General features: G+C 48.3%; 24 protein-coding genes. 8 read left to right on the top strand and 16 right to left on the bottom strand.

The window, feature by feature from the left end; genetic code table 11:
- Nucleotides 1-40 precede the first annotated feature (40 nt).
- From prfA to L990_RS19685, 3 genes are all read left to right on the top strand, one after another.
- Nucleotides 41-1129 carry a peptide chain release factor 1 gene (gene prfA, locus L990_RS10315; RefSeq protein WP_047448545.1) on the top strand — a complete coding sequence of 363 codons (1089 nt, stop codon included), beginning with the start codon at nucleotides 41-43 and terminating at the stop codon, nucleotides 1127-1129.
- Nucleotides 1130-1195: 66 nt separating this feature from the next.
- Entirely contained in the window at nucleotides 1196-2026 is an 831-nt protein-coding gene (gene pyrF / locus L990_RS10310) for an orotidine-5'-phosphate decarboxylase (protein ID WP_047448542.1), read from the top strand.
- Between the two features lie 73 nt (nucleotides 2027-2099).
- Nucleotides 2100-2414, top strand: coding sequence for a nitrous oxide-stimulated promoter family protein (locus L990_RS19685; RefSeq protein WP_081981671.1), 315 nt, complete (start codon nucleotides 2100-2102; stop codon nucleotides 2412-2414).
- A 94-nt stretch (nucleotides 2415-2508) separates the two neighbouring features.
- On the opposite strand, the gene L990_RS10300 is transcribed toward L990_RS19685, so the two are convergent.
- The 8 genes from L990_RS10300 to L990_RS10265 form a co-directional block, all read right to left on the bottom strand.
- Nucleotides 2509-2757, bottom strand: a complete 249-nt coding sequence (locus L990_RS10300) for a hypothetical protein (RefSeq protein WP_047448536.1) — start codon at nucleotides 2755-2757, stop codon at nucleotides 2509-2511.
- A 250-nt stretch (nucleotides 2758-3007) separates the two neighbouring features.
- A complete protein-coding gene (locus L990_RS10295; protein WP_047448531.1) occupies nucleotides 3008-4381 on the bottom strand; it encodes a dipeptidase in 1374 nt (457 codons plus the stop codon).
- A 108-nt stretch (nucleotides 4382-4489) separates the two neighbouring features.
- Nucleotides 4490-5074, bottom strand: a complete 585-nt coding sequence (locus L990_RS10290; RefSeq protein ID WP_047448527.1) for a DUF3109 family protein — start codon at nucleotides 5072-5074, stop codon at nucleotides 4490-4492.
- Nucleotides 5075-5290: 216 nt separating this feature from the next.
- Nucleotides 5291-6427 (bottom strand): hypothetical protein, encoded by a 1137-nt coding sequence (locus tag L990_RS10285; protein WP_156121491.1) that lies wholly within the window; start codon nucleotides 6425-6427, stop codon nucleotides 5291-5293.
- Between the two features lie 94 nt (nucleotides 6428-6521).
- Nucleotides 6522-7355, bottom strand: coding sequence for an AmmeMemoRadiSam system protein B (amrB, locus tag L990_RS10280; RefSeq protein ID WP_197057271.1), 834 nt, complete (start codon nucleotides 7353-7355; stop codon nucleotides 6522-6524).
- A gap of 11 nt (nucleotides 7356-7366) precedes the next feature.
- A complete protein-coding gene (gene amrS, locus L990_RS10275; RefSeq protein WP_047448518.1) occupies nucleotides 7367-8368 on the bottom strand; it encodes an AmmeMemoRadiSam system radical SAM enzyme in 1002 nt (333 codons plus the stop codon).
- Between the two features lie 6 nt (nucleotides 8369-8374).
- Complete coding sequence (amrA, locus tag L990_RS10270; RefSeq protein WP_047448515.1) at nucleotides 8375-8887, bottom strand: AmmeMemoRadiSam system protein A; 513 nt, start codon at nucleotides 8885-8887, stop codon at nucleotides 8375-8377.
- Between the two features lie 96 nt (nucleotides 8888-8983).
- Nucleotides 8984-9637 carry a lactate utilization protein gene (locus tag L990_RS10265; RefSeq protein WP_047448514.1) on the bottom strand — a complete coding sequence of 218 codons (654 nt, stop codon included), beginning with the start codon at nucleotides 9635-9637 and terminating at the stop codon, nucleotides 8984-8986.
- A gap of 137 nt (nucleotides 9638-9774) precedes the next feature.
- Here L990_RS10265 and L990_RS10260 point away from each other — a divergent pair, with 137 nt between their 5' ends.
- A complete protein-coding gene (locus tag L990_RS10260) occupies nucleotides 9775-10611 on the top strand; it encodes a mechanosensitive ion channel family protein (protein ID WP_081981670.1) in 837 nt (278 codons plus the stop codon).
- Nucleotides 10612-10648: 37 nt separating this feature from the next.
- Here the strand turns inward: L990_RS10260 and L990_RS10255 are convergent, their stop codons facing one another.
- On the bottom strand, nucleotides 10649-11020 hold the full coding sequence (locus tag L990_RS10255; RefSeq protein ID WP_047448508.1) for a winged helix-turn-helix transcriptional regulator: 372 nt from the start codon (nucleotides 11018-11020) through the stop codon (nucleotides 10649-10651).
- Between the two features lie 259 nt (nucleotides 11021-11279).
- On the opposite strand from L990_RS10255, the gene L990_RS10250 reads away from it, so the two are divergent.
- Nucleotides 11280-11930, top strand: a complete 651-nt coding sequence (locus L990_RS10250) for an NAD(P)-dependent oxidoreductase (RefSeq protein ID WP_047448506.1) — start codon at nucleotides 11280-11282, stop codon at nucleotides 11928-11930.
- Nucleotides 11931-12024: 94 nt separating this feature from the next.
- Here the strand turns inward: L990_RS10250 and L990_RS10245 are convergent, their stop codons facing one another.
- Nucleotides 12025-13203, bottom strand: a complete 1179-nt coding sequence (locus L990_RS10245) for an AIR synthase related protein (RefSeq protein ID WP_047448503.1) — start codon at nucleotides 13201-13203, stop codon at nucleotides 12025-12027.
- A gap of 212 nt (nucleotides 13204-13415) precedes the next feature.
- On the opposite strand from L990_RS10245, the gene L990_RS10240 reads away from it, so the two are divergent.
- Together L990_RS10240 and L990_RS10235 are read left to right on the top strand one after the other, a co-directional pair.
- A complete protein-coding gene (locus L990_RS10240; RefSeq protein WP_047448501.1) occupies nucleotides 13416-14069 on the top strand; it encodes an NAD(P)H-binding protein in 654 nt (217 codons plus the stop codon).
- A 278-nt stretch (nucleotides 14070-14347) separates the two neighbouring features.
- Entirely contained in the window at nucleotides 14348-14614 is a 267-nt protein-coding gene (locus L990_RS10235) for a hypothetical protein (RefSeq protein ID WP_047448498.1), read from the top strand.
- Between the two features lie 56 nt (nucleotides 14615-14670).
- On the opposite strand, the gene L990_RS10230 is transcribed toward L990_RS10235, so the two are convergent.
- The 4 genes from L990_RS10230 to L990_RS10215 all read right to left on the bottom strand — a co-directional run bounded on the left by L990_RS10230 (nucleotide 14671) and on the right by L990_RS10215 (nucleotide 18434).
- Nucleotides 14671-15450: an ABC transporter permease gene (locus L990_RS10230; RefSeq protein WP_047448495.1), complete on the bottom strand. Its 780-nt coding sequence runs from the start codon at nucleotides 15448-15450 to the stop codon at nucleotides 14671-14673.
- A gap of 3 nt (nucleotides 15451-15453) precedes the next feature.
- Entirely contained in the window at nucleotides 15454-16074 is a 621-nt protein-coding gene (locus tag L990_RS10225) for an ATP-binding cassette domain-containing protein (protein WP_047448492.1), read from the bottom strand.
- Complete coding sequence (locus L990_RS10220) at nucleotides 16071-17495, bottom strand: alpha/beta hydrolase family protein (protein WP_081981669.1); 1425 nt, start codon at nucleotides 17493-17495, stop codon at nucleotides 16071-16073. The genes L990_RS10225 and L990_RS10220 overlap by 4 nt, the downstream gene beginning before the upstream one ends.
- 264 nt (nucleotides 17496-17759) lie before the next feature.
- A complete protein-coding gene (locus L990_RS10215; RefSeq protein ID WP_047448489.1) occupies nucleotides 17760-18434 on the bottom strand; it encodes a CAP domain-containing protein in 675 nt (224 codons plus the stop codon).
- 203 nt (nucleotides 18435-18637) lie between these two features.
- Between L990_RS10215 and gpmI the strand changes: the two genes are divergently transcribed.
- Entirely contained in the window at nucleotides 18638-20155 is a 1518-nt protein-coding gene (gene gpmI, locus L990_RS10210) for a 2,3-bisphosphoglycerate-independent phosphoglycerate mutase (RefSeq protein ID WP_047448487.1), read from the top strand.
- A gap of 127 nt (nucleotides 20156-20282) precedes the next feature.
- On the opposite strand, the gene tsf is transcribed toward gpmI, so the two are convergent.
- On the bottom strand, nucleotides 20283-21107 hold the full coding sequence (tsf, locus tag L990_RS10205) for a translation elongation factor Ts (protein WP_047448484.1): 825 nt from the start codon (nucleotides 21105-21107) through the stop codon (nucleotides 20283-20285).
- 32 nt (nucleotides 21108-21139) lie between these two features.
- Nucleotides 21140-21961, bottom strand: coding sequence for a 30S ribosomal protein S2 (rpsB, locus tag L990_RS10200; RefSeq protein ID WP_047448481.1), 822 nt, complete (start codon nucleotides 21959-21961; stop codon nucleotides 21140-21142).
- Between the last annotated feature and the right edge of the window lie 107 nt (nucleotides 21962-22068).

Below are 22068 nucleotides of genomic sequence, written 5' to 3'. Positions count from 1 at the left end.
GTTGTAAATTTGCACCCAATTATACGAAGAAGATAATACTATGTCAGAGAATTCTTTCCTGAGCCGACTGGAGTTTATCAAGATTAAGTTCGAAGAGATTGGACAACAAATTACCGACCCGGATGTAATTTCCGACATGAAGAAATTTATTGCCCTCAACAAGGAATACCGCGATCTTGAACCAGTTGTTGCCGCATACGAACGATATAAAAATGTAATCAGCAATCTTTCATTCAACAGAGAGGTGCTTGCCACCGAAAAGGATGATGAGATGCGCGAAATGGCAAAGATGGAAATCGACGGGCTAGAGGCTGAGCAAACCGAACTCGAAGATAGCATCAAGTTCATGCTTATTCCATCCGACCCTCAAGATGCAAAGGACGCCATCCTCGAAATTCGTGGCGGTACTGGTGGTGATGAGGCCGCAATCTTTGCAGGAGACCTCTACCGCATGTACAGCAAGTACTTCGAAAAAAAGGGTTGGCGCACCGAAGTTACCAGCTACTCCGAAGGAACTGCTGGTGGCTACAAGGAAATCGTGCTAAAGGTTTCTGGCGATAAGGTATACGGAACCCTAAAGTACGAATCGGGCGTTCACCGCGTACAACGCGTACCACAAACCGAAACACAGGGACGTGTCCACACCTCTGCGGCCACCGTTGCCGTTCTTCCCGAAGCCGACGAGGTTGATGTTCAAATCAACATGAACGATATTCGTAAGGACACCTACTGCTCTTCAGGTCCTGGAGGGCAATCGGTAAATACCACCTACTCGGCGGTACGCCTTACCCACGCACCTACTGGCATCGTTGTTCAATGTCAGGACGAAAAGTCGCAAATCAAGAACTTTGAGAAGGCCCTTAACGAGCTCCGTACCCGTATCTACAATATGGAGTACCAAAAGCACATGGACGAAATTGCAAAGCAACGTAAAACCCTTGTATCTACGGGCGACCGCTCTGCAAAGATTCGCACCTACAACTACCCTCAAGGTCGTATCACCGATCACCGCATCAACTACACCGTGTACAACCTACCGGCGTTTATGGATGGCGAAATTCAGGATCTTATCGATAAGCTACAGTTTACCGAAAATTCTGAAAGACTTAAAGAAAGCGAACTCAGCTAGTATAATAATTGGAGCGGATATTTTTATGTCCGCTCTTTTATTGTAAAAACCCAACATCATCCAAATATGAATGCACAGCAGCTCTTTGAGCAGATTCAAAAAAAGCGAAGCTTTCTTTGCGTTGGCCTAGACAGCGACATATCCAAAATTCCTCAACACCTCCTCAACACGGAGTTCCCCATCTTCGAATTTAACAAGGCCATTGTTGATGCTACCGCCCAATACGCGGTAAGCTACAAGCCCAACTTGGCATTTTACGAGTCGATGGGTATTTCAGGATGGAGAAGCTTAGAAAAAATCGTTAGCTACATCCGCGAAAGCTACCCCGAGATGTTTATTATCGCCGATGCCAAGCGTGGTGATATCGGCAATACCTCCGAAATGTACGCTAAGGCATTCTTTGAAGGTTTTGGATTCGATGCAGTAACGCTTTCTCCCTATATGGGCGACGATACCATGACGCCATTCCTCAAGTATAACGACAAATGGAGCATCATCCTTGCGCTAACCTCCAACCCCTCGGCATTCGACTACCAAATGATGGTAAATGCCGCCACCGGACGCAAGCTATACGAGGAGGTGCTGCTAAAAACAGCCCAAACAGGCTCCGTAAACAACATCATGTACGTGGTTGGCGCCACCAAGGCCGAAATGCTTACCGACGTCCGCAAAATTGTTCCCAACCACTTCCTGCTAGTGCCCGGTGTCGGCGCACAAGGTGGAAGCCTTAGCGAGGTTGCCAAGTATGGAATGAACGATACCTGCGGACTTCTCGTAAATAGCTCGCGAGCCATCATCTATGCCGACAGCTCCACCCGATTTGCCGAGGCCGCCGCACTCGCAGCCAAGGAGGTTAGAGACGAAATGGACGTACTCCTAAAAAATAGGGGACTATAAGTTTTAAAAAGTATCCAGCAAATCACTATAATTAAGGTGCGAATGTATCGCACCTTTTATTTTACCCTTACAAATGAGGATAGAACGCGAAAAAAGAACAATCGTAAAGATGATAGCCATGTACTGCAAGGCAAAGCACGAGCCCAACGGGGAACTTTGCCAAAGCTGTAGCGCGTTAAGGCAGTACGCGCTCGAAAGGGTAGCACGCTGCAAGTTTGGGGAGGCAAAGCCCGTGTGCGCAAAATGCCCCATTCACTGCTACAAGCCGTCCATGCGCCAAGAAATAAGAAACGTGATGCGCTATGCCGGACCACGAATGCTTTTTAGCCATCCAATCGCCGCCATACGCCATTTGATCGACTCACTACGATCATCCAACAGCCAGTAATACATCTCCGCCCTCAACAAGCGTCCTTCGCCATCAATCGGAAGATGCTTACCCTAATACAAGTACCTTCTTGATAGTAATTAATGCGGCTCGACTACCAATTAACGGCGTCTATACAGCAATTAATGCCACTTGATAGGCAATTAATTGCGTCCGTAACGGTAATTAATGCCATTTGATTTCCAATTAATGCCATCCGTAACGTAATTAATGCCGTTTGATTTCCAATTATTGCCGTCCGTAAAGCAATTAATGCCATCTGATTTCCAATTAATGGCTTCAATAAAGCAATTAATGCCGTCAATACAACAATTATTGGCGTCAATAACGCAATTAATGCCATCAGTTTCCAAATTATTGGCTTCAATACAACAATTAATGGCCTCAATAAAGCGATTAATGCCTCTTGTTTACCAATTATTGGCGTCCGTAAAGCCGCAAGTCACCTTTGTGCAACATCAAGCAACCTTTATAGCGGTAGTAACGCGCTCTACAATGCAAGTATCGCCATAGTAGGATATCCAACCGAAAACAAACAAGGCCGTCCTCGTAGGGAGAACGGCCTTATCTGCGAATATTACAAGTATTTTATTCTACTTCTTCATCTCCTCGTTAAAGTGCGAGTAAAAGTAGCTAACCGTTTCAATACCCTTAAATAGGCGGCTAACAGAGAAGTTTTCGTTTGGCGAGTGGATGGCATCCGACTCCAAGCCAAAGCCCATTAAAATAGACTTAAGGCCCAGCACCTTTTCGAAGGTGGTGATGATTGGAATACTACCGCCGCTACGTACAGGAATAGGTAGCTCGCCGTACGAATCAACGTATGCCTTCGATGCCGCAATGTAGCCCGGATGGTTACTTGGAGCAACGTAAGGGTAACCACCGTGATGCGCGGTAACCTTAACCTTCACGCTCTTTGGAGCAATGGCCTCGAAGTGCGCCTTAAATAGATCCGAAATCTTGTGGTAATCCTGATCGGGCACCAAGCGCATCGATATCTTGGCAAAAGCCTTGCTTGGAGTAACCGTTTTAGATCCCTCGCCGGTATAACCGCCCCATATTCCGTTAACATCAAGCGATGGACGGATACCGGTGCGCTCGTTGGTCGAAAAACCAGCCTCGCCCTCTACCTCCTCGATATCCAACGCCTTCTTGTAGGTCTCCAAATCGAAAGGAGCCTTAGCTAGCATGGCGCGATCTTCGGCCGATACCTCAAGAACGTCGTCGTAGAAGCCAGGAATGGTGATATGGCCGTTATCATCGATGCACGAAGCAATCATCTTTGCAAGCACGTTGATAGGATTGGCAACTGCACCTCCAAAAAGGCCAGAGTGTAGGTCGCGGTTAGGACCTGTTACCTCAACCTCCATGTAGGCCAAGCCGCGGAGCCCTTGGGTAATGGTAGGAACGTCTTCGGCAATCATACCAGTGTCAGACACTAGGATAACATCGGCAGCAACAAGCTCCTTATGCTTCTTTGCCCAAGCCTCAAGGCTAGGCGAGCCGATCTCCTCCTCACCCTCAATCATAAACTTAACGTTGGTCTTCAGCTGTCCAGTCTTTACAAGGTATTCAAAAGCCTTTAGCTGGATAAACATCTGCCCCTTATCGTCGTTAGCGCCACGGGCGTAAATCTTACCATCGCGGATTACGGGTTCAAACGGATTTGAAGTCCACAACTCAATAGGATCAACCGGCATAACGTCGTAGTGCGCGTAAATAAGCACGGTTGGAGCGGCAGGATCAACAATCTTTTCGCCAAATACAACAGGGTTACCGTCAGAAGGGATAACCTCTGCCCTATCAGCTCCCGCTTTAAGGATGGCTTCCTTAATGTAGTCGGCAGCTTTAAGCATGTCTGCCTTGTGGTCGGTCTGCGAAGAAATCGAAGGAATGCGAATTAGTCCGAAAAGTTCGTCAAGAATGCGCTCCTTATTCTCGTCAATATAAGATTTAATATTACTCATTTTCTATTAGTTTATGGTTGCCCTAAAATAAACAATCCCCGAGAATTCGAGGATTGTTTTAATAATTATAATGAAATATGTTGAAATCAGCTTTAAATTGAAAGAAAGCTACTCATTGCCGTCCTCCAGGGCAAGCATATCTGCCGCCTCCTCAATCTTTTGGTAAAACTCTTCACCAAACTTGCGGATAATGGGCTCCTTGAGGAACTTGTAAACAGGAAGGCCAAGCTTTTCGCCTAAAATGCGAGCCGGACCGCAAATTTGCCAACGGTCGTAGTTCACACCAACCAATCCGCCCGAAAAATTCTTCACCCTAATTGGATAAAGGTGGCACGAAACGGGTTTACGGAAGGTTGTTTTGCCTTCGGCATGCGCCTTTTCTATCGCGCAAAGGGTTATTCCGTTCTCCTCGTAGGTGTAGGCGCACTCACAGCCTTCGATAAGCGGTGTAGTCCATTCCCCTTCAATATCTTTTACAACAACAGCCTGCGCCTCAACGGCCGCAATCCCCTCAGCAGTCATGTAAGGCTTCCAATTCTCGTACTCGCGCTCCATTTCGGCAATCTCGGCCTCCTCAACAGGCGCCCCCGACTCCCCATCAACGCAGCATTCGCCGAGACACTTGGTTAAATCGCAGCAAAACTGCTTCTCAAACACGTTTAAGCTGAGTATGACGTTGTCAATTTGTATCATAAGGAAAATAATTTCCGCAAAGGTAGCGCTTTAGCCGAAAGTTGAGTAGCAAAATGCATTTCTTAAGTAAATTAACCCTCAATAAGCGCATACATCCGTCAGCAGGATTGCCAGATACCTTGCCAAAAGGATAAATAGTGCCATCGTATCGGCTAATCATAGCCTTACCGCGAGGCTTACCTTACCAAAAAAGGGAAAGATGGAAAAAGAAGACGGCTAGTGGCGCACACGTCGGGACAAAAGCCAGTCGGCAACGGCAACCAGCGCCAGCACCAACAGCAGCAGATGCACCATGCTCGCAAATCCGATAAACAGTACGAAAGGGACAAGTGCCAGCAGCAGCACCCCGCCAACCAATCGTGCCCAAACGCCCAGCAGCTGCTGCAGGCTGCCAAAAAGAAATGCCAAAACGCCAGTCGTTAGCAGCAAACCGGCGACACCAGCAGCCATAGCCAGCACAAACATCGGTTGAACCCCAGCATGTATGGCCAGCCTCCCAACACCAAACTTCACCCCCACTACAAAAAGGATTAGGGGGATGTAGGCCACGTAAAAGCCATACTCCATCCGAATATGGTTAGCCTCGTCGCCGCTATTGGCTCGTAGCAAGCAAACAACAGTTCTCCACTGCAGCATCACCACGGCAGCCACCTCCAAAAAGAGCAGCAAGCGGGGAATATCTGCGGGCCTTATCCCTGCAGCAACCTCCAAAATGGCCAATCCCGAGATAGCCGTCACCAAAAGTAGATGCCTACTTACCAGTTCGGTTCCCCTTCGGGGCAAAGGATATCGTCCCAGCAGCCAAGTTATGGAAGGGATGCCCACAACGGACATAATGGCGCCAGCCCAAAGCAGCCGCTGCCCCATAGAGTCAACCCAAATAGAGAAAAACAGCAGGATAAAGGCAGTAAGGAAGCTTATAAAGTGGCTTTTGTACAGCGTCAGGGCGACATGTCTAAAAGAAACGAGGCTACGCCAAAGCGCCATCAGCAAAGTCAGTATAGAGAGGAGTAAAAGTGTTGGATAAATTGCAGGAAGCTTAGGAGCCACCGAAAAAACAGCCATCAGCGCCAGCACAAACAACGTCACAAGAAGGGTAGCAATCCATCTAAATCCTTCTGCTCGGCGCGAGAATATCGCAAACCACTTAAGCCTACTCCAAGTCCAAAGAAGAGCAAACGCAAGAACAGCAAAAAGAAAAATATTTGTAAATGAGAAACCGCCAGAGAAAATCCCCAGCAGCAAAAACAGCCCAGCACCTACCAAAAAATCAGTAAGAACAGCCAACCACGACAAGCTTCCCAGCTGGTTGCAACCACTAAAGTGCCTATTGTTGTCCATTAAACTATCCATCTACAACGATTTCAAAAAAAGTAACCTGCAAGAAATAAAAAATATTAGCTACTAAGTTACAACATTCCCGAAATCTCCATAAATAGTTTGAATGTTATTCGCTGTAAACCAGCAAAGATACATAATCGACCACCTCATCGGAGCGAAACACCTCGCCGGAGTGCCCACGCCGAAGCACATCCACCTTAGGCTGCTCGTCAACCAGCATGGCGTACTGCAGCAGCGCCATAATGGCTCCATAGCCGCAAATAGAAACCTTCTTATCCTTCACCCTGCGCTCAAATTCTTGAAGATCGAACTTCAAAAGAGCCTCCAAGGCGTAGCTGTCGAGCTCATAGCCCACCTGCGGCCTTTTAAAATGGTTAAAATCGGAAGAAGCGACAACCAGCACCTTACGCTGTAAGGACGTAACGGCTAAACGAAGTTCGGCGGCTAAATTGGTGGCACTTCTGTAGCTCTGATCGCGCATGTTGATAGGAAGAAGCCGAATCGTATCGCCTAAAAAATGCTGTATAAACGGAAGAACAACTTCGGCAGAATGCTCCAACCGCTGAGCGGCATCACTAATAGGAACATTCATCAAATTGGCAAGCTCCATATCAACCTCAACCACCCCTAAAGGGGTTTTCCAGTGCGAATGGCTGTCAATAGAAACAGCATCGCCGTAACCTGTATGGTTTGGATTGATAAGAACGACCGTATCAAACAAAACTCCGCTTGCCTTTACGATCTCGAAGAAATGTACAGCTTCGCGAGCGCAGTACACATGGCCAGCATGGGGCACAACACCGCCCCAAATCACCTTATCTTTTAGCGAATAGCAAATAGAAGGACGCTCGGCTGCAACCGCATCGTCAAAAACGCGAGTAATTGCGCTTGCAGTGCTACCATAAAACCGACCTTCGGCATAATTCTCCCTGATGCTCATCTTCATTTGTTTTACCATGCAACATTACCGCATCCCAAACACTTACCGTCCTTCGATAATCCCAGCAGGTTGGCCTGATAGCTTCGCCGCTCCACCATTAGCTTCCCGCAATGGTCGCAGTAGGTGTTGCTATACTCCGACATACCCGTATTCCCAAGATACACATGCTGCAGATGCTCCCTTGCAATACCGTACAAATCGAGAATGGAGGTAAGCGACGTTGGCGGTTGGTTAAAATGGTAGTTAGGAAAGTAGCGGGTAACATGCAAAACGGTAGATGGCCCCAAATTGGAAGCAATCCATTGGCAAGTTTTACGAAACTCCCCACGATTATCGTTCTCGTCAGGAATAACAAGGTAGGTTATCTCCAAATGTCTGCCAGCTCTATCTATCTCTAGGAGCGTATTCAGAACAGGATCGCGCTTGCCACCCAGTAAGTGCGCATAAAACTCGTTAGTGCTCGACTTCAAATCGATATTAAAGGCATCAACAACATCTAGAAGCTCCTTTAATGGCTCAGTTTCGATAAAACCATTTGATACCATTACATTCTTTAGCCCCTTAGCCTTTACCCGGCTGGCAATATCGAGCATAAACTCGAAGCCAACGGTTGGCTCGTTGTAGGTATATGCAACGCCAATGTTTCCATCGGCCACTGCAGCCTTTGCTTTCTTAACCACAAAGTCTGGGGCGATATTTTGCTCATACCTATCAAAGTCAAACTCTACCGCCTGCGCAATAACATGGTTTTGACAAAACTGACACGCAAAGTTACACCCAACATTTCCTAACGAAAGGATCTTTGAACCAGGATAGAAGTGGTATAACGGCTTCTTCTCGATGGGATCGAGCGCCAAAGCGGATATCAGCCCGTAGCTGATGGCGGTTAACCGCCCATTAATGTTTTTACGCACCCTACAAATACCCGATTTCCCCTCGGCAATGGCGCATCTGTGCGGACAGAGCAAGCATCTCACCTTACCATTCTCCGATACGTAATACTTTGCCTCCATATGTTGCTAAAAATATCTATCAACCATAAATCTATACAGAGTAACCTTCTCCTCGGCTCCAATGCCAGCTTTGCTTTTTGCAATCGCCAGCTGCCTATCTACGGTAGCAATGGAGGGGAGGTTGGGTAGTAGCACACCTCTTCTATTACCTCGTTCCACAATAACACCATAAATCAACGGGTCTAACTCTTCAGCCGAAGCGATTGGCTCGGGCACATGCAGTACGTCAACCGATATATAAAGATGGCCTAACTCCTCCTGACGTAGAGGCTCAAAGCGAGGATCATGAAACGCTGCAGACAAAGAGTTGGCGATTATCTCCTCATAGAGCGAACTCTTCCGAGGCTCAAGCGTACCAATGCAGCCTCTTAAGGCGCCATCGGTCATGTGAAGGGAGACGAAGCAGGCCGCAGGAAGGGTTAGCTCGTGCGCCTGTAGCGGCGATACTTTTCCCCCCGAAAAAGCAGCTTCGATAGCCTCCTTTGCCAGCTTTACATGTACACTACAAGGTTCTGTCATAGCTGATGCTTTATGGTTTACTGCAAAATGTAAAGAGATTACCGAATTACACCCGCAATCTCCTTACATTAATACGATATAAAACAACAATGGTTGTTAAAGACCCAGATCTTCGTCAACTAAAATAAGCTTAACACGACCAACTGGAAACGATTTCTCCATAATTAGCCAGCTGTTACAAATTCGATGAGGGCTAGCACAATCGTGGCAGGTCCCGGTTGTTTGGCAAGGTGTCTTAAAATCGGTGTGCTTAATGGCGTTGATTGGTGCCGCATAGGTACGAACACGCGACATTGCCTCTTCGAGGTTGGCCGTTAGCTTATTTCGTCCAACCACAAGAACAACGGTTTTAGGACCAAACGAAATTGGAGCAATACGGTTGCCAATCATGTCGAGCCAAACGAGCTGCCCTTTAGCCGTAAAAGCATTTACACCTGCCAAAAACAAATCGCAGGTTAACGCCTGCCTACGCAATGCCAGCCGCTCTTCTCGGGGCATCGAATGGTTAAAGCCGTCGATAAAGCTAACATCTTTCATTGCCTTAATCACCTCAAGCGCTCCGGTACTCCTCAACGACATGGAGTCGCCATACGAAACAGCGGCAGGCTTCTCGTGCTTAACAATCTCCACGATGGCATTGCGGGCATCCTCTATGGTTTTACAAAGGGTCACCTCGAAGCCATTTTTTTCAAACGCTTTGGAAATACTCTTTAGCCGTGCTCCCCAAAACTGCTCTATAAAGTTCAACATTCGCGTCTATTTTGTTTGTGCTACTACAAATTTGGTTATCTGCGTAGAAATTCGCTCTGAAAATTATGCTTTTTTAATGATTATATGTTTAGTAGTATATGGTAATTTCGTGATATCAACCAACAAAATATATTCGTATGACGCTCCGAGAAATTTTAATGTACAACCTCTTCGAGTTCGATAAGCTAACCATCCATGTTTATCAGCTGGTGATTGTGGCCATTCTCTACCTCATCACCAAGCTGGTGCTCTTTATTATTAAGCGGCTGCTATACCGCAGGGCACGCAGGCACGAGGAGGCGCTCGATAAGGGAAAGTACCATTCCATCTACCTCCTGATAAAATACTTTGTCTGGATTATATCATTCTCCTTCATGCTAAAGGCGCTAGGTATCGACGTCTCCATTCTTTTGGCTGGTTCGGCGGCGCTATTTGTAGGATTGGGACTTGGGCTGCAGCAAACCTTCAACGATATTGTATCTGGCATCATCATCCTATTTGAGCGCACCATTAAGGTAAACGACGTGGTAGAGGTAGATGGGCTTGTTGGCAAGGTTATCCAAATAAACCTGCGTACCTCAACCATTATCACCCCCGACGATATTGAAATACTGGTACCCAACCACCGATTTATCAACGAGAATGTGATAAACTGGAGCCATAACAAGCAGGCCACCCGTTTTGATGTTTCGGTGGGCGTTGCCTACGGTTCCGACACCGAGAAGGTAAAGCGCATCCTAACCGAGGTGGCCAAAAGCCATCCCGACATTCTGTTCGACAAGGATCATGATATTATTGTACGCTTTACCAACTTTGGCGATAGCTCGCTCGATTTCCAGCTGAAGTTCTGGTCGCTCAACTCCTTCTTTATTGGAGCCATCCGCAGCGATTTGCGCTTCGAGATTAACCGACGATTTAATGAGGAGAATGTGGAGATACCGTTTCCACAACGGGTTGTTCATCTCAAGAACTAAACAAAAAGCGATGTGGTGTTTTCCACATCGCTTTTTGCTATAGGCCTTCGGAGCTCTTCGCCCTATCAGCCATTATATCGTTCATATTTTCTTTTGCCCAAGCGATAAGCGCATTCATGTGGGGTAAAAAGCTATGCGCCCTCTCGGTAAGCGTATATTCTACCTTTGGGGGAACCTCTGCATAAACCTGGCGGTTAACCAAACCATCCTCCTCCAGCACACGCAACGTAACGGTAAGCATCTTCTGCGATATGTCGGGAATTTCCTTCTGCAACGCATTAAAGCGCATGGTTCCATTCTGCGCCAACGTGTACAGCACCAGTATCGACCACTTGTCGCCAATACGAGTAAGGATATTACGAATGGGGCAGTTGGGAAGGAAAAGGCTTGTATCAACTTGGTTTGCCATTGGTAGCACAATTTTATTAGATCGCAAAGTTAGAAAACAATCTGCTTTTTGTCCTATACGACTGCTATTCTTGCCATTCAAAAAAAATTACAAAAAAAATAGAATTTCAAATAGCTGAATAGTAGCAATCGTCACCAAAAAGTAACTATCTAACGTTCAAGTATCTTATTGCGTTATTATCAAAATAGCCTCACCTTTGTTTTAAGAAGGTGGCAAACCTCGCCCTAGCAACGAAATTGATAACAAAAAACAGATAATAATGAAAAAGGTACTACTTATTGGTGCAAGCGGTTTTGTAGGGGCCGCCATTTTGAACGAGGCCCTTAGCAGAGGACATCAGGTTGTTGCAGCGGTGCGCAATCCTGATAAAATTACCGTAAAGCACCCAAACCTAGAGGTTGTTAAGGCGGATGCCTCTTCGGCTGACGCCATTGCGAAGCTTGGCCAAGGCACCGATGCCATTATCAGCGCCTACAATCCAGGATGGAGCAACCCCAACATTTACCAGGAGACGCTAACCGTTTATCCCGCCATCCTAAAAGGAGCCAAGGCGTCGGGAACAAAGCGGCTGCTGTGCGTTGGAGGAGCAGGCACCCTATTCTGTGCACCAAACCTTCGTGTAGTCGATGCTGGCGTTATTCCCGAAGAAATTATGCCTGCGGTAAGATCGCTTGGCGAGTTTTACCTAAATACGCTTGCCAACGAGAAGGATATCGACTGGGTATTCTTTTCTCCTGCAGGCCACCTCGCTCCCGGCGAGCGCACCGGCGTATTTCGTTTAGGCAAAGACGATCTTATTGTCGACGCCAACGGAGAGAGCCACATCTCGGTAGAAGATTATGCCCTTGCAATGATTGACGAGCTGGAAACAGAGGCGCACCATTACGAGCGGTTTACAATTGGCTACTAACCACCAACAGTCCAACATCACATAGCTACCTAAAAGAAAAGCGATGCAGGAGATTCCTACATCGCTTTTTATCGTTATGCGTAAGGGTACGCTTCTACTTTTCGTAAACAAACTCGCCGTGTTCGCTCTTAACGGTAACCTTAGCACCGTTGCTCGAAGCCTCTACGCGGCCCACCACCTGCGCCTTAATGCCAAACGACTCGCTGATTTCGATAACCGCCTGCGCATGCTCTGGCGCTACGTAAAACTCCATGCGATGGCCCATGTTGTACACCTTGTACATCTCCTTCCACTCGGTACCCGAGCACTCCTTGATGTAGCGGAACAGCGGAGGTATCGGGAAAAGGTTATCCTTTACCACGTGCACGTCGTCTACAAAGTGCAGCACCTTGGTTTGTGCGCCACCCGAGCAGTGTACCATCCCATGAACCTCGGCACGCATCCTATCCAGCACCGCCTTAACCACCGGAGCGTAGGTACGTGTTGGCGATAGCACCAGCTTACCCATGGTAACGCCCGTTTCGGGGTCGATATCGGTGAGGTTATACTTGCCCGAGTAAACCAGGTTGTCAGGAATCGAGGCGTCGAAGCTCTCGGGGTATTTAGATGCCAACCCGTGCGCAAACACATCGTGACGCGCAGACGTTAGCCCGTTGCTTCCCATTCCTCCATTGTACTCCTTCTCGTAGGTAGCCTGTCCGTACGACTCGAGCCCGACCACCACGTCGCCAGGGCGAATCCTATCGTTGCTGATAATATCGCTGCGCTTAATGCGGGCCGTAACCGTGCTATCCACAATGATGGTGCGCACCAAGTCGCCCACGTCTGCCGTTTCGCCGCCGGTTAGCAGGATCTCCACGCCAAGGCTGCGTATCTCCTGCACAAAGTCTTCGGTGCCGTTGATGATGGCCGCGATAACCTCGCCGGGGATTAGCTGCTTATTACGCCCAATGGTAGACGAAAGCAGGATGTTATCGGTGATTCCCACACAAAGCAGGTCGTCGATATTCATCACAATCGCGTCCTGTGCGATGCCTCGCCAAACCGACAGGTCGCCAGTCTCCTTCCAGTACATGTAGGCCAACGACGATTTGGTACCCGCCCCATCGGCATGCATCACCACGCACGACTCGGGATCGCCGGTGAGAATGTCGGGAACGACTTTACAAAATGCCTTTGGGAATAAACCTTTATCCAGATTCTTGATGGCGCTATGCACATCTTCCTTTGATGCAGATACACCGCGTTGGTCGTATCTCGAAGAGTTGGTCATCGGTTTGTCGATTTTTTATTAAAAGCTTAGCAAAGATACAACTGTCTGGCCAATCCTAAAATTGATATGGCCGCCAAATTTCCAAAACAGCCTATTTAACGTTAATTAATCGGCTGTTTTTTGTTTGCCGATGGGCTTTCCTAATTTGATACCTATCTTTAACTACCAAACAACAGCGCTGCTTTTGTAGCACCACAAAGCGACACCAGCTAATGAACACGAAAATTGCTATCGTAATCGGCGGAACAGGACTTGTTGGAACCGCCCTTCTAGAGCAGCTTGTAGCAGACGAACGCTACGCCGAAATTGTGGCCATAGGCCGACGAAAGCCCTCGGTTGAGAGCCAAAAAATAACGTTTATCGAAAATACGCTAGAGAAACCCAAGAGCGCCGCCGAGCATCTGTTTGGCGACGATCTGTTTATCTGCATCGGCACCACCATTAAGAAGGCCAAATCGCAGGAAAACTTCAAGTATGTGGACTACACCATCCCCAAAAAAATTGCCAAGCACGCCCGCAAAAACGGCGTGAAGAACATCGCCGTCGTTTCGTCGGTGGGGGCGCAGCGTAAGTCCAACAACTTTTACCTTAAGACCAAAGGAAAAATGGAGGAGGCCATCATCGCCGAAGCTTTTAGGCGTACGGTAGTGCTTCGCCCCTCGCTGCTGCTGGGCAAGCGCAAGGAGCATCGCCTAGCCGAATCGATTGGACACTCGCTATCGGGTGTGCTAAACCTGCTGATGGTAGGCAAGCTCCGTAAGTACCGTGCCGTAAAGGCCACCGACGTTGCCGCCGCCATGATTAAGTACATCAACGTCGATACCGTGGGTACCGACATCATCCACTACGACTATATTATCAAATAAATAGTACTGAAACCTTAAAATACGAAATCCCCGAAGCCTTGCTTTGGGGATTTTTTCATTTGCGGGTATCGCAAAGTGCCGCTCAAAGAATTGCTTCTCGCAGCGGAGATCCCTTTTGGCCTAGTATCGCCACCCAAGTTGCTTGCCTAGCCGCGCCATCGGCTATCCGCCCTCGCCTACACCATCGGCCTCGTTGGCCATCCCGTAACCACCTTTAGGCAGGTGTAATTCTGTTTTCCGAAAAAAAGAGGGTAAACACAGCTCCTTGAATTCATCCAATGCTAAATGAAAATGTTGAAGAGCTAAGAGATAACCTCGCGACAAAAACTCCTAACCTTGCAAGGAAAACTCTTAACCTCACGGGAAAAACTCTTTTCCTTGCGAGGAAAACTCCTAACCTCGCGACAAAAACTCTTTTCCTTGCAAGGAAAACTCTTAACCTCACAGGAAAAACTCTTTTCCTTGCGAGGAAAACTCCTAACCTCGCGAGGAAAACTCTTTTCCTTGCAAGAAAAACTCCTAACCACGCGAGGGAAACGCTTTAGATCAGCCTAAAAAGGGAGTCTACCCCTGCACAGAGGGCGCTACAAGCAGGGTTTGCCTATTTTCCCGTCCTTAAACGACCAAAGCCGTCGAAAACAAAGCGGTTGCAGATAAGGATAGAAAGAATTACCGTTAGCAGGGTAGATACCAGAATGGTAATCATAATCATTATTTGGTACTTTATGGCTACCTCGGGGTTAGAACCTCCCAGTATTTGCCCGGTCATCATCCCCGGCAGGGAAATAAGGCCTACCACCGCCGTGGTAGCAATGGTGGGATTTAGCGATTTTCGAAGCGCCTCGCGCATAAAGCCTGCCAGCGCCTCGTTACGGGTTGCGCCGTTGGCCAGCGCAAATCGGTAAAGGGTTTGCTCCTTGCTAAGGCTATGGTAAAAGGTATTTAGCGCAACAATATTGTTGGATAGGCAGTTTCCAATTAGCATTCCGGTAATCGGAATAAAGTAGCGGGCATCAAAAAGAAAGTCGAGGCGCACCACAACACCTAGGAAGTAGACGTCTACCAGCAAAACGCTGGCTGCAATGGCAATCAGCACGGGAACAAGAAATAGTTTACGGCTCAGCTCGCTTCGCCTAACCACGGTAAAGGCTGCCACCACCACCATAGCTACTACCCACAGGATGTTTACCCATGCGCTATTCCATCGAAATATTACGCCGAGGTAGGCACCTACCAGCAGCAGCTGAACGGTCATTCGGGCAATGGCAATAAGCGTACTGCGCACCAGCCCCGTTTGGTAGTACCGAAAGGCAAGCAGCGGAATCACCAGCAAAAGGTATCCTAGCCCAAGGTCAACCCACGATATATCCTGTACTCCCATTTTTTACCTCCTTAAATTGATTATCGTATCCACGGCATCCATCCACTCGGCATCGTGCGAGGATACCAGCACGGTAACATCCGTTAGCCTCTTTACCATAGCGATGATGGCTCCCCTCGACTCGGCATCGAGCGCCGAGGTAGGCTCGTCGAGCAGCAGGATATCCCTTTTTAGGAGCAGCACCGAAGCAAGGGCGATGCGCTGCTTTTGTCCGCCCGAGATTTCGCCTAGCGGCTTATCCAGCAGCGCTACATCGAGCAGCAGCTCGTCGAATAGGCGCCGCACCTCATCGTCCGATGGGCAGAGGTGCCGATTTATCCGGTAGGTAAAAGGAAGGTAAAAGAGCTCGCGAACGGTATCGAGCCGAAAAGCCAGCTCCTGTGGGAGCCAAGAAATGCGGCTCCGAACCTGATTTACGGTTTGCTCGCTAAGGGTAAGCCCTGCCACCCTAACGTTTCCGGCATAGGGGTGCACAAATCCCATTAGCAGGTTTATAATGGTGGATTTTCCGCTGCCCGAAGGGCCGGCAAGCGCCACCTTTTGGCCCCGATGGGCCACAAAGGAGATATTATGGAGCACCTGCTCGCTCCCAAAGCTTACCGATAGGTTTTCTACGTGTATCATTTTTTTGGTGCTGGCTGTCCAACCTCATTTTTGATCCAATCTTTTACAAGGCGCAGCACATCGGGAGATATTGTCTCCTCGATAACCCCATATTCGTTGGGAAGTCCCGTTTTGCAGTGCTGCAAAAGATGGTTTAGTTCGTCAATTTTTAGCACCTTAAAGGTAGCATTTCCTCCCTCACGCAAGGCAGCCTCTATGGCTTTCAGGTTTTCGTCGGCCGATACCTCCAAATCCATTGCCCCGCTTAGCGCCAGCACCGGCACCCGAACCTTTGCTAGGTAGGTGGCTGGATTTAGCACCAGAAAGCCGCGGTACCAAGGTAGCAGCAGGGTGGCAAAAGATTTTGATATGTTGTCTACCACCGCACTCCGCTCCTCGCGCGATAGCGAAGGCTGGCCGTTGGCAACGGTCCAAGCCATATCGGTAAGCTGGGTTATGGCTTGCGAATTATCTGGTTCCGTTTTTACTATATTATACATCTCCCGATTTAGCTCCTCGGCCTCGGCAGCGGCGCTTTCGGCCATTCCCGATGCCCGAGCAATTGCCCGAGCTTGCTTTAGCAGGATATCCTCCCCTACTATTCCCATACCGCTAAGCAGGGTTACAAAGGCAGCTTTAGGCTCGGCACCAGCCACCATCGCGGCTACCACAGCCCCCTCGCCATGCCCCAAAAGGCCTACCTTCTTTTTGTTAACCTTTGGGTTGGCGTAAAGAACCCGAAACGCGGCTAGCGCATCGGAGGCAAAGTCGTTGGTGGTAGCAGCCTTAAAGTTTCCGGTCGATTTTCCCACGCCCCTTTCGTCGAATCGGATGGAGGCAATACCATTGCGAGCCAAGAAATCGGCCATCACCCAAAACGGCTTATGCCCCATCACCTCGGCATCGCGATTGTGAGGGCCCGTATCGGATAGCAGCACCACGGCAGCAAAGGTGCCAGCGCCCTTCGGAATTATCAACGTAGCCGAAAGCGCAGCGCCACCAGCTGCATTATCTACGGTTAGCTGCTGTACGGTATAGGGAAATGGGGCAACTGGTTCCTGTGGCCGATTAAGCTTTACCGCCTTCTCCTGCTTCGATAGGTTCAGCGGAAAAGCCACCCCGTCCTGCATCCAACGACCAACAACCGTAGAGTCTCCAGCAAGTAGCTTCCCCTCGTAGGCTGCGCTTAGGTTCGATGCATCAACCTTTAGCAGCCCATTAGCAAACGTTGCCCCCTTAACAGGTAGCCCCAGCGCCCCCTGATCGGGGCTATCGAGGGTACACGATAGCGTTCCACCATCATCCTTTAGGTGAAGCACCATTCTAAAAGATTGCGAGCCCGAAACGATTTCGCCCATCCAGGTTCCTACAATCTTACGGTCAACCTGCGCAAAGGTGCTGCTGGAAAGAAGTAATCCGACTAGAAGAAGAGTAAATCTCATGGCTGTTCCTTATTTGTGGGGCACACATTCACCATTTTGCTGCATGCCGATACGTTCGGTAGCAGAATGAAGTGCCCCCTTACTACTACAAAGATACGCCGCTTTGCTTAGATAATGAAAAAGATAACGATTTACCGATCGTACAACAAGAGTATACTCCAAACAACCGCAACATGCAGCCTACCGGAATGCCATACCTATGGTACAATCGATTGGGAGATAAACTCGAAGAAGCCTATCTCCATTTGTCGCGTCCCAAACGCTTTACTTATCAACAAATTTTGTCACATAGTCTATCACGCACATAAAGCCGTAGGTAGGATGAGGCCCTATGGCAACGCCAGCCATTCGGAAGTTGCCGCTCATAATATTGTGCCGATGCCCACGCGATGGGACCCCATCATCAATAAGCAAGCTGAGCACGATACCAAGCCCATCGGCATTACCGTAATCTACATTCTCGCCAGCATAGCCAACTCTTGCGCCATATTTATCCATTCTATCCCACGGAGAGGCTCCGTTCTTAGAGCTATGGCCTGTTGCCCCTGTGCTTGCCTGATCTTTGGCATGGTCGCGGCTTGCCCGCCACACCCCCTTCGATGGGTATATCATGCCAACAGGTTTTGCCCGCATTAGCTCCTGTACGCACTCGTCAATGGCCTTCACCCCCTCGGTGGTCATAATTCTACGGCCATCGTCCTTAAGGTAAATCAGCGGGCTTTCGGAATCGACGAAGCGCTTTTTCATGGCGGCCACCACCTCCTGCGCGTAGCGCTTTGGGTTGGTTCTAACCTTATTCATCTCTAGAATTACGTTTCGCTCTTCGGGCGATAGGTAGGTTGCGGTTTTAGCAGTATTCAGCGAATCAGGCCAAGGCTGCTGCGCACAAAGCGTTAACCCCAGCACCGAAAAAGCAAATGCGGCTACATATCTAAGCATTACAGTCGGTATTATGAATGTTGGGGAGCAAAAGTAGGCTCAAAAGCCATCCAAACAAGCATAAAGCAGTAGACCTTTAACTTATTTAACGAACTAAAGGGCAACCTAAACCAATAGAAACTGTTACTTTCAAAACTAAAAAAATAGGGCTACTTTTGCCTGATTTTAAGCACGAATTACATTACAGAAATTCACATATCAACATGGGAAAAAAAGTTCTTTTGATGATCCTCGATGGCTGGGGCCACGGCAAGCACGACAAGGCAGACGCCATCTACAAAGCAAACCCAGAATTCATTAACTGCCTAGAGGCAAGCTACGCCACCTCCGAGCTGCGCACCAGCGGCGAAGACGTAGGCCTTCCAGAAGGACAAATGGGCAACTCTGAGGTAGGTCACCTCAACATCGGTGCAGGGCGTATCGTTTACCAAGATTTGGTAAAGATCAACATTGCCTGCCGCGACAACTCCATTCTTGAGAATCCAGAAATCGTAAACGCATACACCTACGCCAAGGAAAACGGAAAGCAGGTTCACCTAATGGGACTTGTTTCGGACGGAGGCGTTCACAGCTCGCTCGATCACCTTTTCAAGCTAACCGAAATCTCTAAGGCTTACGGAATCGACAAGACCTTCGTTCATGCCTTTATGGATGGTAGAGATACCGACCCTAAGAGCGGAAAAGGATTCATCGAGGCGCTAGAGGCACATCTGGCCAAATCAACCGGAAAGATTGCCACCATGATTGGCCGCTACTACGCCATGGACCGCGACAAGCGTTGGGAGCGCGTAAAGGAATCGTACGACCTAATGGTACACGGAACCGGTACACCAACCACCAACATGGTAGAGGCCGTACAAAACTCCTACGATGCGGGCGTAACCGACGAGTTCATCAAGCCAGTAGTACAGGTTGACGCAGACGGCAAGCCTGTAGGTACCATTCAGGAGGGCGACGTGGTGATCTTCTTCAACTTCCGCAACGACCGCGCCAAGGAGCTTACCATTGTGCTTACCCAGCAAGACATGCCAGAGGCTGGAATGAAGACCATTCCGCTTCACTACTATACCATGACCCCATACGATGCCAAATTCCAAGGCCTACACATCCTTTTCGACAAGGATAACGTAACCAACACCCTTGGCGAAGTGGTATCGAAGGCTGGAAAGAAGCAAATACGTATCGCCGAAACAGAAAAGTACGCTCACGTAACCTTCTTCTTCAGCGGCGGACGCGAGGCTGAATTCGAAAACGAAAGCCGTATCCTTATCCCATCGCCAAAGGTAGCCACCTACGATCTACAGCCAGAAATGAGCGCCTACGGCGTTAAGGACGCCATCGTTGCCGAACTTAAAAAGGGAGAGGTCGACTTCGTTGCGCTGAACTTTGCCAACGGCGACATGGTAGGCCACACCGGCGACATGAATGCGATCCTTAAGGCAATCCACGCGGTAGACGCATGCGTGAAGGAGGTTGTTACTGCGGCTCGCGCCAACGGATACACCGTACTTATCACCGCCGACCACGGCAACGCCGACAACGCCATGAACGAAGACGGCTCGCCAAATACCGCCCACTCGCTTAACCCAGTTCCTTTCATCGTAGTTGACGATGAGATTAAGAGCGTAAAAAGCGGCGTGCTGGCTGATATCGCGCCAACCGTGCTTAAGCTAATGGACATCCCTGCCCCTGCAGAAATGACAGGAACGCCTTTGGTATAAGCATCCAATAGCATATTACAAGATAAAAGCCCCGCTCATGTTTTTGAGCGGGGCTTTCTTTTTGCCTTCTAGTAAGCAAAAAAAGGGCTGCATTGCTGCAGCCCTTTGAGGTATAAACGATAAAAATTTAGTCGTTTAGAGAGTAGCGAACGAAACCAGTAACCTTAACTTCAGCATCAGCACTCTTAACATAAGCCTCAACGCTCATCTTGTTATCCTTGATGAAGTCTTGAGCAAGAAGAGTACTTTCCTTGAAGAACTTGTTAAGCTTACCAGGAGCGATCTTTTCGATCATATCCTCAGACTTACCTTCAAGACGAAGTTGTTCCTTAGCAATGTGAAGTTCTTTTTCCACTACATCAGCTGGAGTAGAGCTCTTATCAAGCGCTACAGGCTTCATAGCAGCAACCTGCATTGCCACATCCTTAGCAACTTCTTCGTTGATACCCTTAGAGAAAGATACCAAAGTTGCAAGTTTGTTGTTCATGTGGATGTAAGGAATAACGTATCCATCCTCAAGCTTTCCGTAGAAAGAAACGCTCAACTTTTCGCCAGTAACACCAGACTTTTCGGTAACTAGATCAGCTACAGAAAGCTCACCCATCTTAAGAGCAAGAAGGTCTTCTAGGGTTGCTGGGTTTTGCTCGATAGCAAGGTTTAGGATGCTTTCAGCAAGAGCTACGAAATCTGCATTCTTAGCCACGAAGTCAGTTTCGCAGTTAAGACAGATAACAGCACCACGCTTGCCATCGGCAGTAGTTTTAGCGATAACGGCACCTTCAGTAGCTTCACGGTCAGCTCGCTTGCTGGCGATAAGCTTACCTCTTTCGCGGATAAGGTCCTGAGCACGCTCGAAGTCGCCATTAGCTTCTTCAAGAGCCTTCTTGCAGTCCATCATCCCGGCACCGGTCATTTTACGTAGCTTCGCTACGTCTTGTGCACTAATTGCCATAGTTATATTCTTTATCAGTTATTGAAATCGGATTATTCTGCGCTCTCTTCTGCCTGAGCAGGAGCTTCAGCATCAGCCTCGTCAGCTACAGTAGCCTTCTTAACCTTTGCCTTACCAGCTTTTTCAGCCTTAGCAGGTTGGCTGTCCTTATCCTTTTCCTTTTCAACCTTGCGCTCTTCTAGTCCTTCTTGAATAGCAGAAGCAACTACGTCGATTACTAGGCTGATAGACTTTGAAGCGTCGTCGTTAGCTGGGATAACATAATCAATTGGTGTTGGATCACAGCAGGTATCTACCATAGCAAATACTGGAATGTTAAGCCTCTTTGCTTCACGAACGGCGTTTGCTTCTTTTTGAACGTCAACGATGAAAAGAGCAGCAGGAAGACGAGTAAGATCTGCGATAGATCCTAAGTTCTTCTCAAGCTTAGCACGTTGACGGGTGATTTGTAGTTTCTCACGCTTAGAAAGCGCATCGAAAGTACCATCATTGGTCATCTTCTCAAGAGAAGCCATCTTCTTAACCGCCTTACGGATGGTTGGGAAGTTGGTAAGCATACCACCGGGCCAGCGCTCGGTAACATATGGCATGTTTACTTGACCTATTCTTTCCGAAACGATATCTTTTGCTTGCTTCTTAGTAGCAACAAAAAGAACCTTACGGCCTGATTTTGCGATTTGTTTTAGGGCGTTTGCAGCCTCATCTAGCTTTACAACGGTCTTGTGAAGGTCGATAATGTGAATACCGTTACGCTCCATAAAGATATAAGGAGCCATTTTAGGGTTCCACTTTCTCTTCAAGTGACCGAAGTGAACACCAGCGTCTAGCAGCTGGTTGAAATTTGTTCTTGGCATTTTTTTGTGTTTTACTTTGTTTAAAACCTCTTCGTCAACTAGCGAGTAGCATTACGATCTCGTCAGTTTTTCGCAGCTGGGCAACTTCCAAGTAGTACATCTGATGT

This window comes from Alistipes sp. ZOR0009 (assembly GCF_000798815.1).
Lineage (GTDB): Bacteria > Bacteroidota > Bacteroidia > Bacteroidales > ZOR0009 > Acetobacteroides.
Note: the sequence above shows the minus strand (reverse complement) of the source record. Positions and strands in the feature narration are given on the sequence as shown.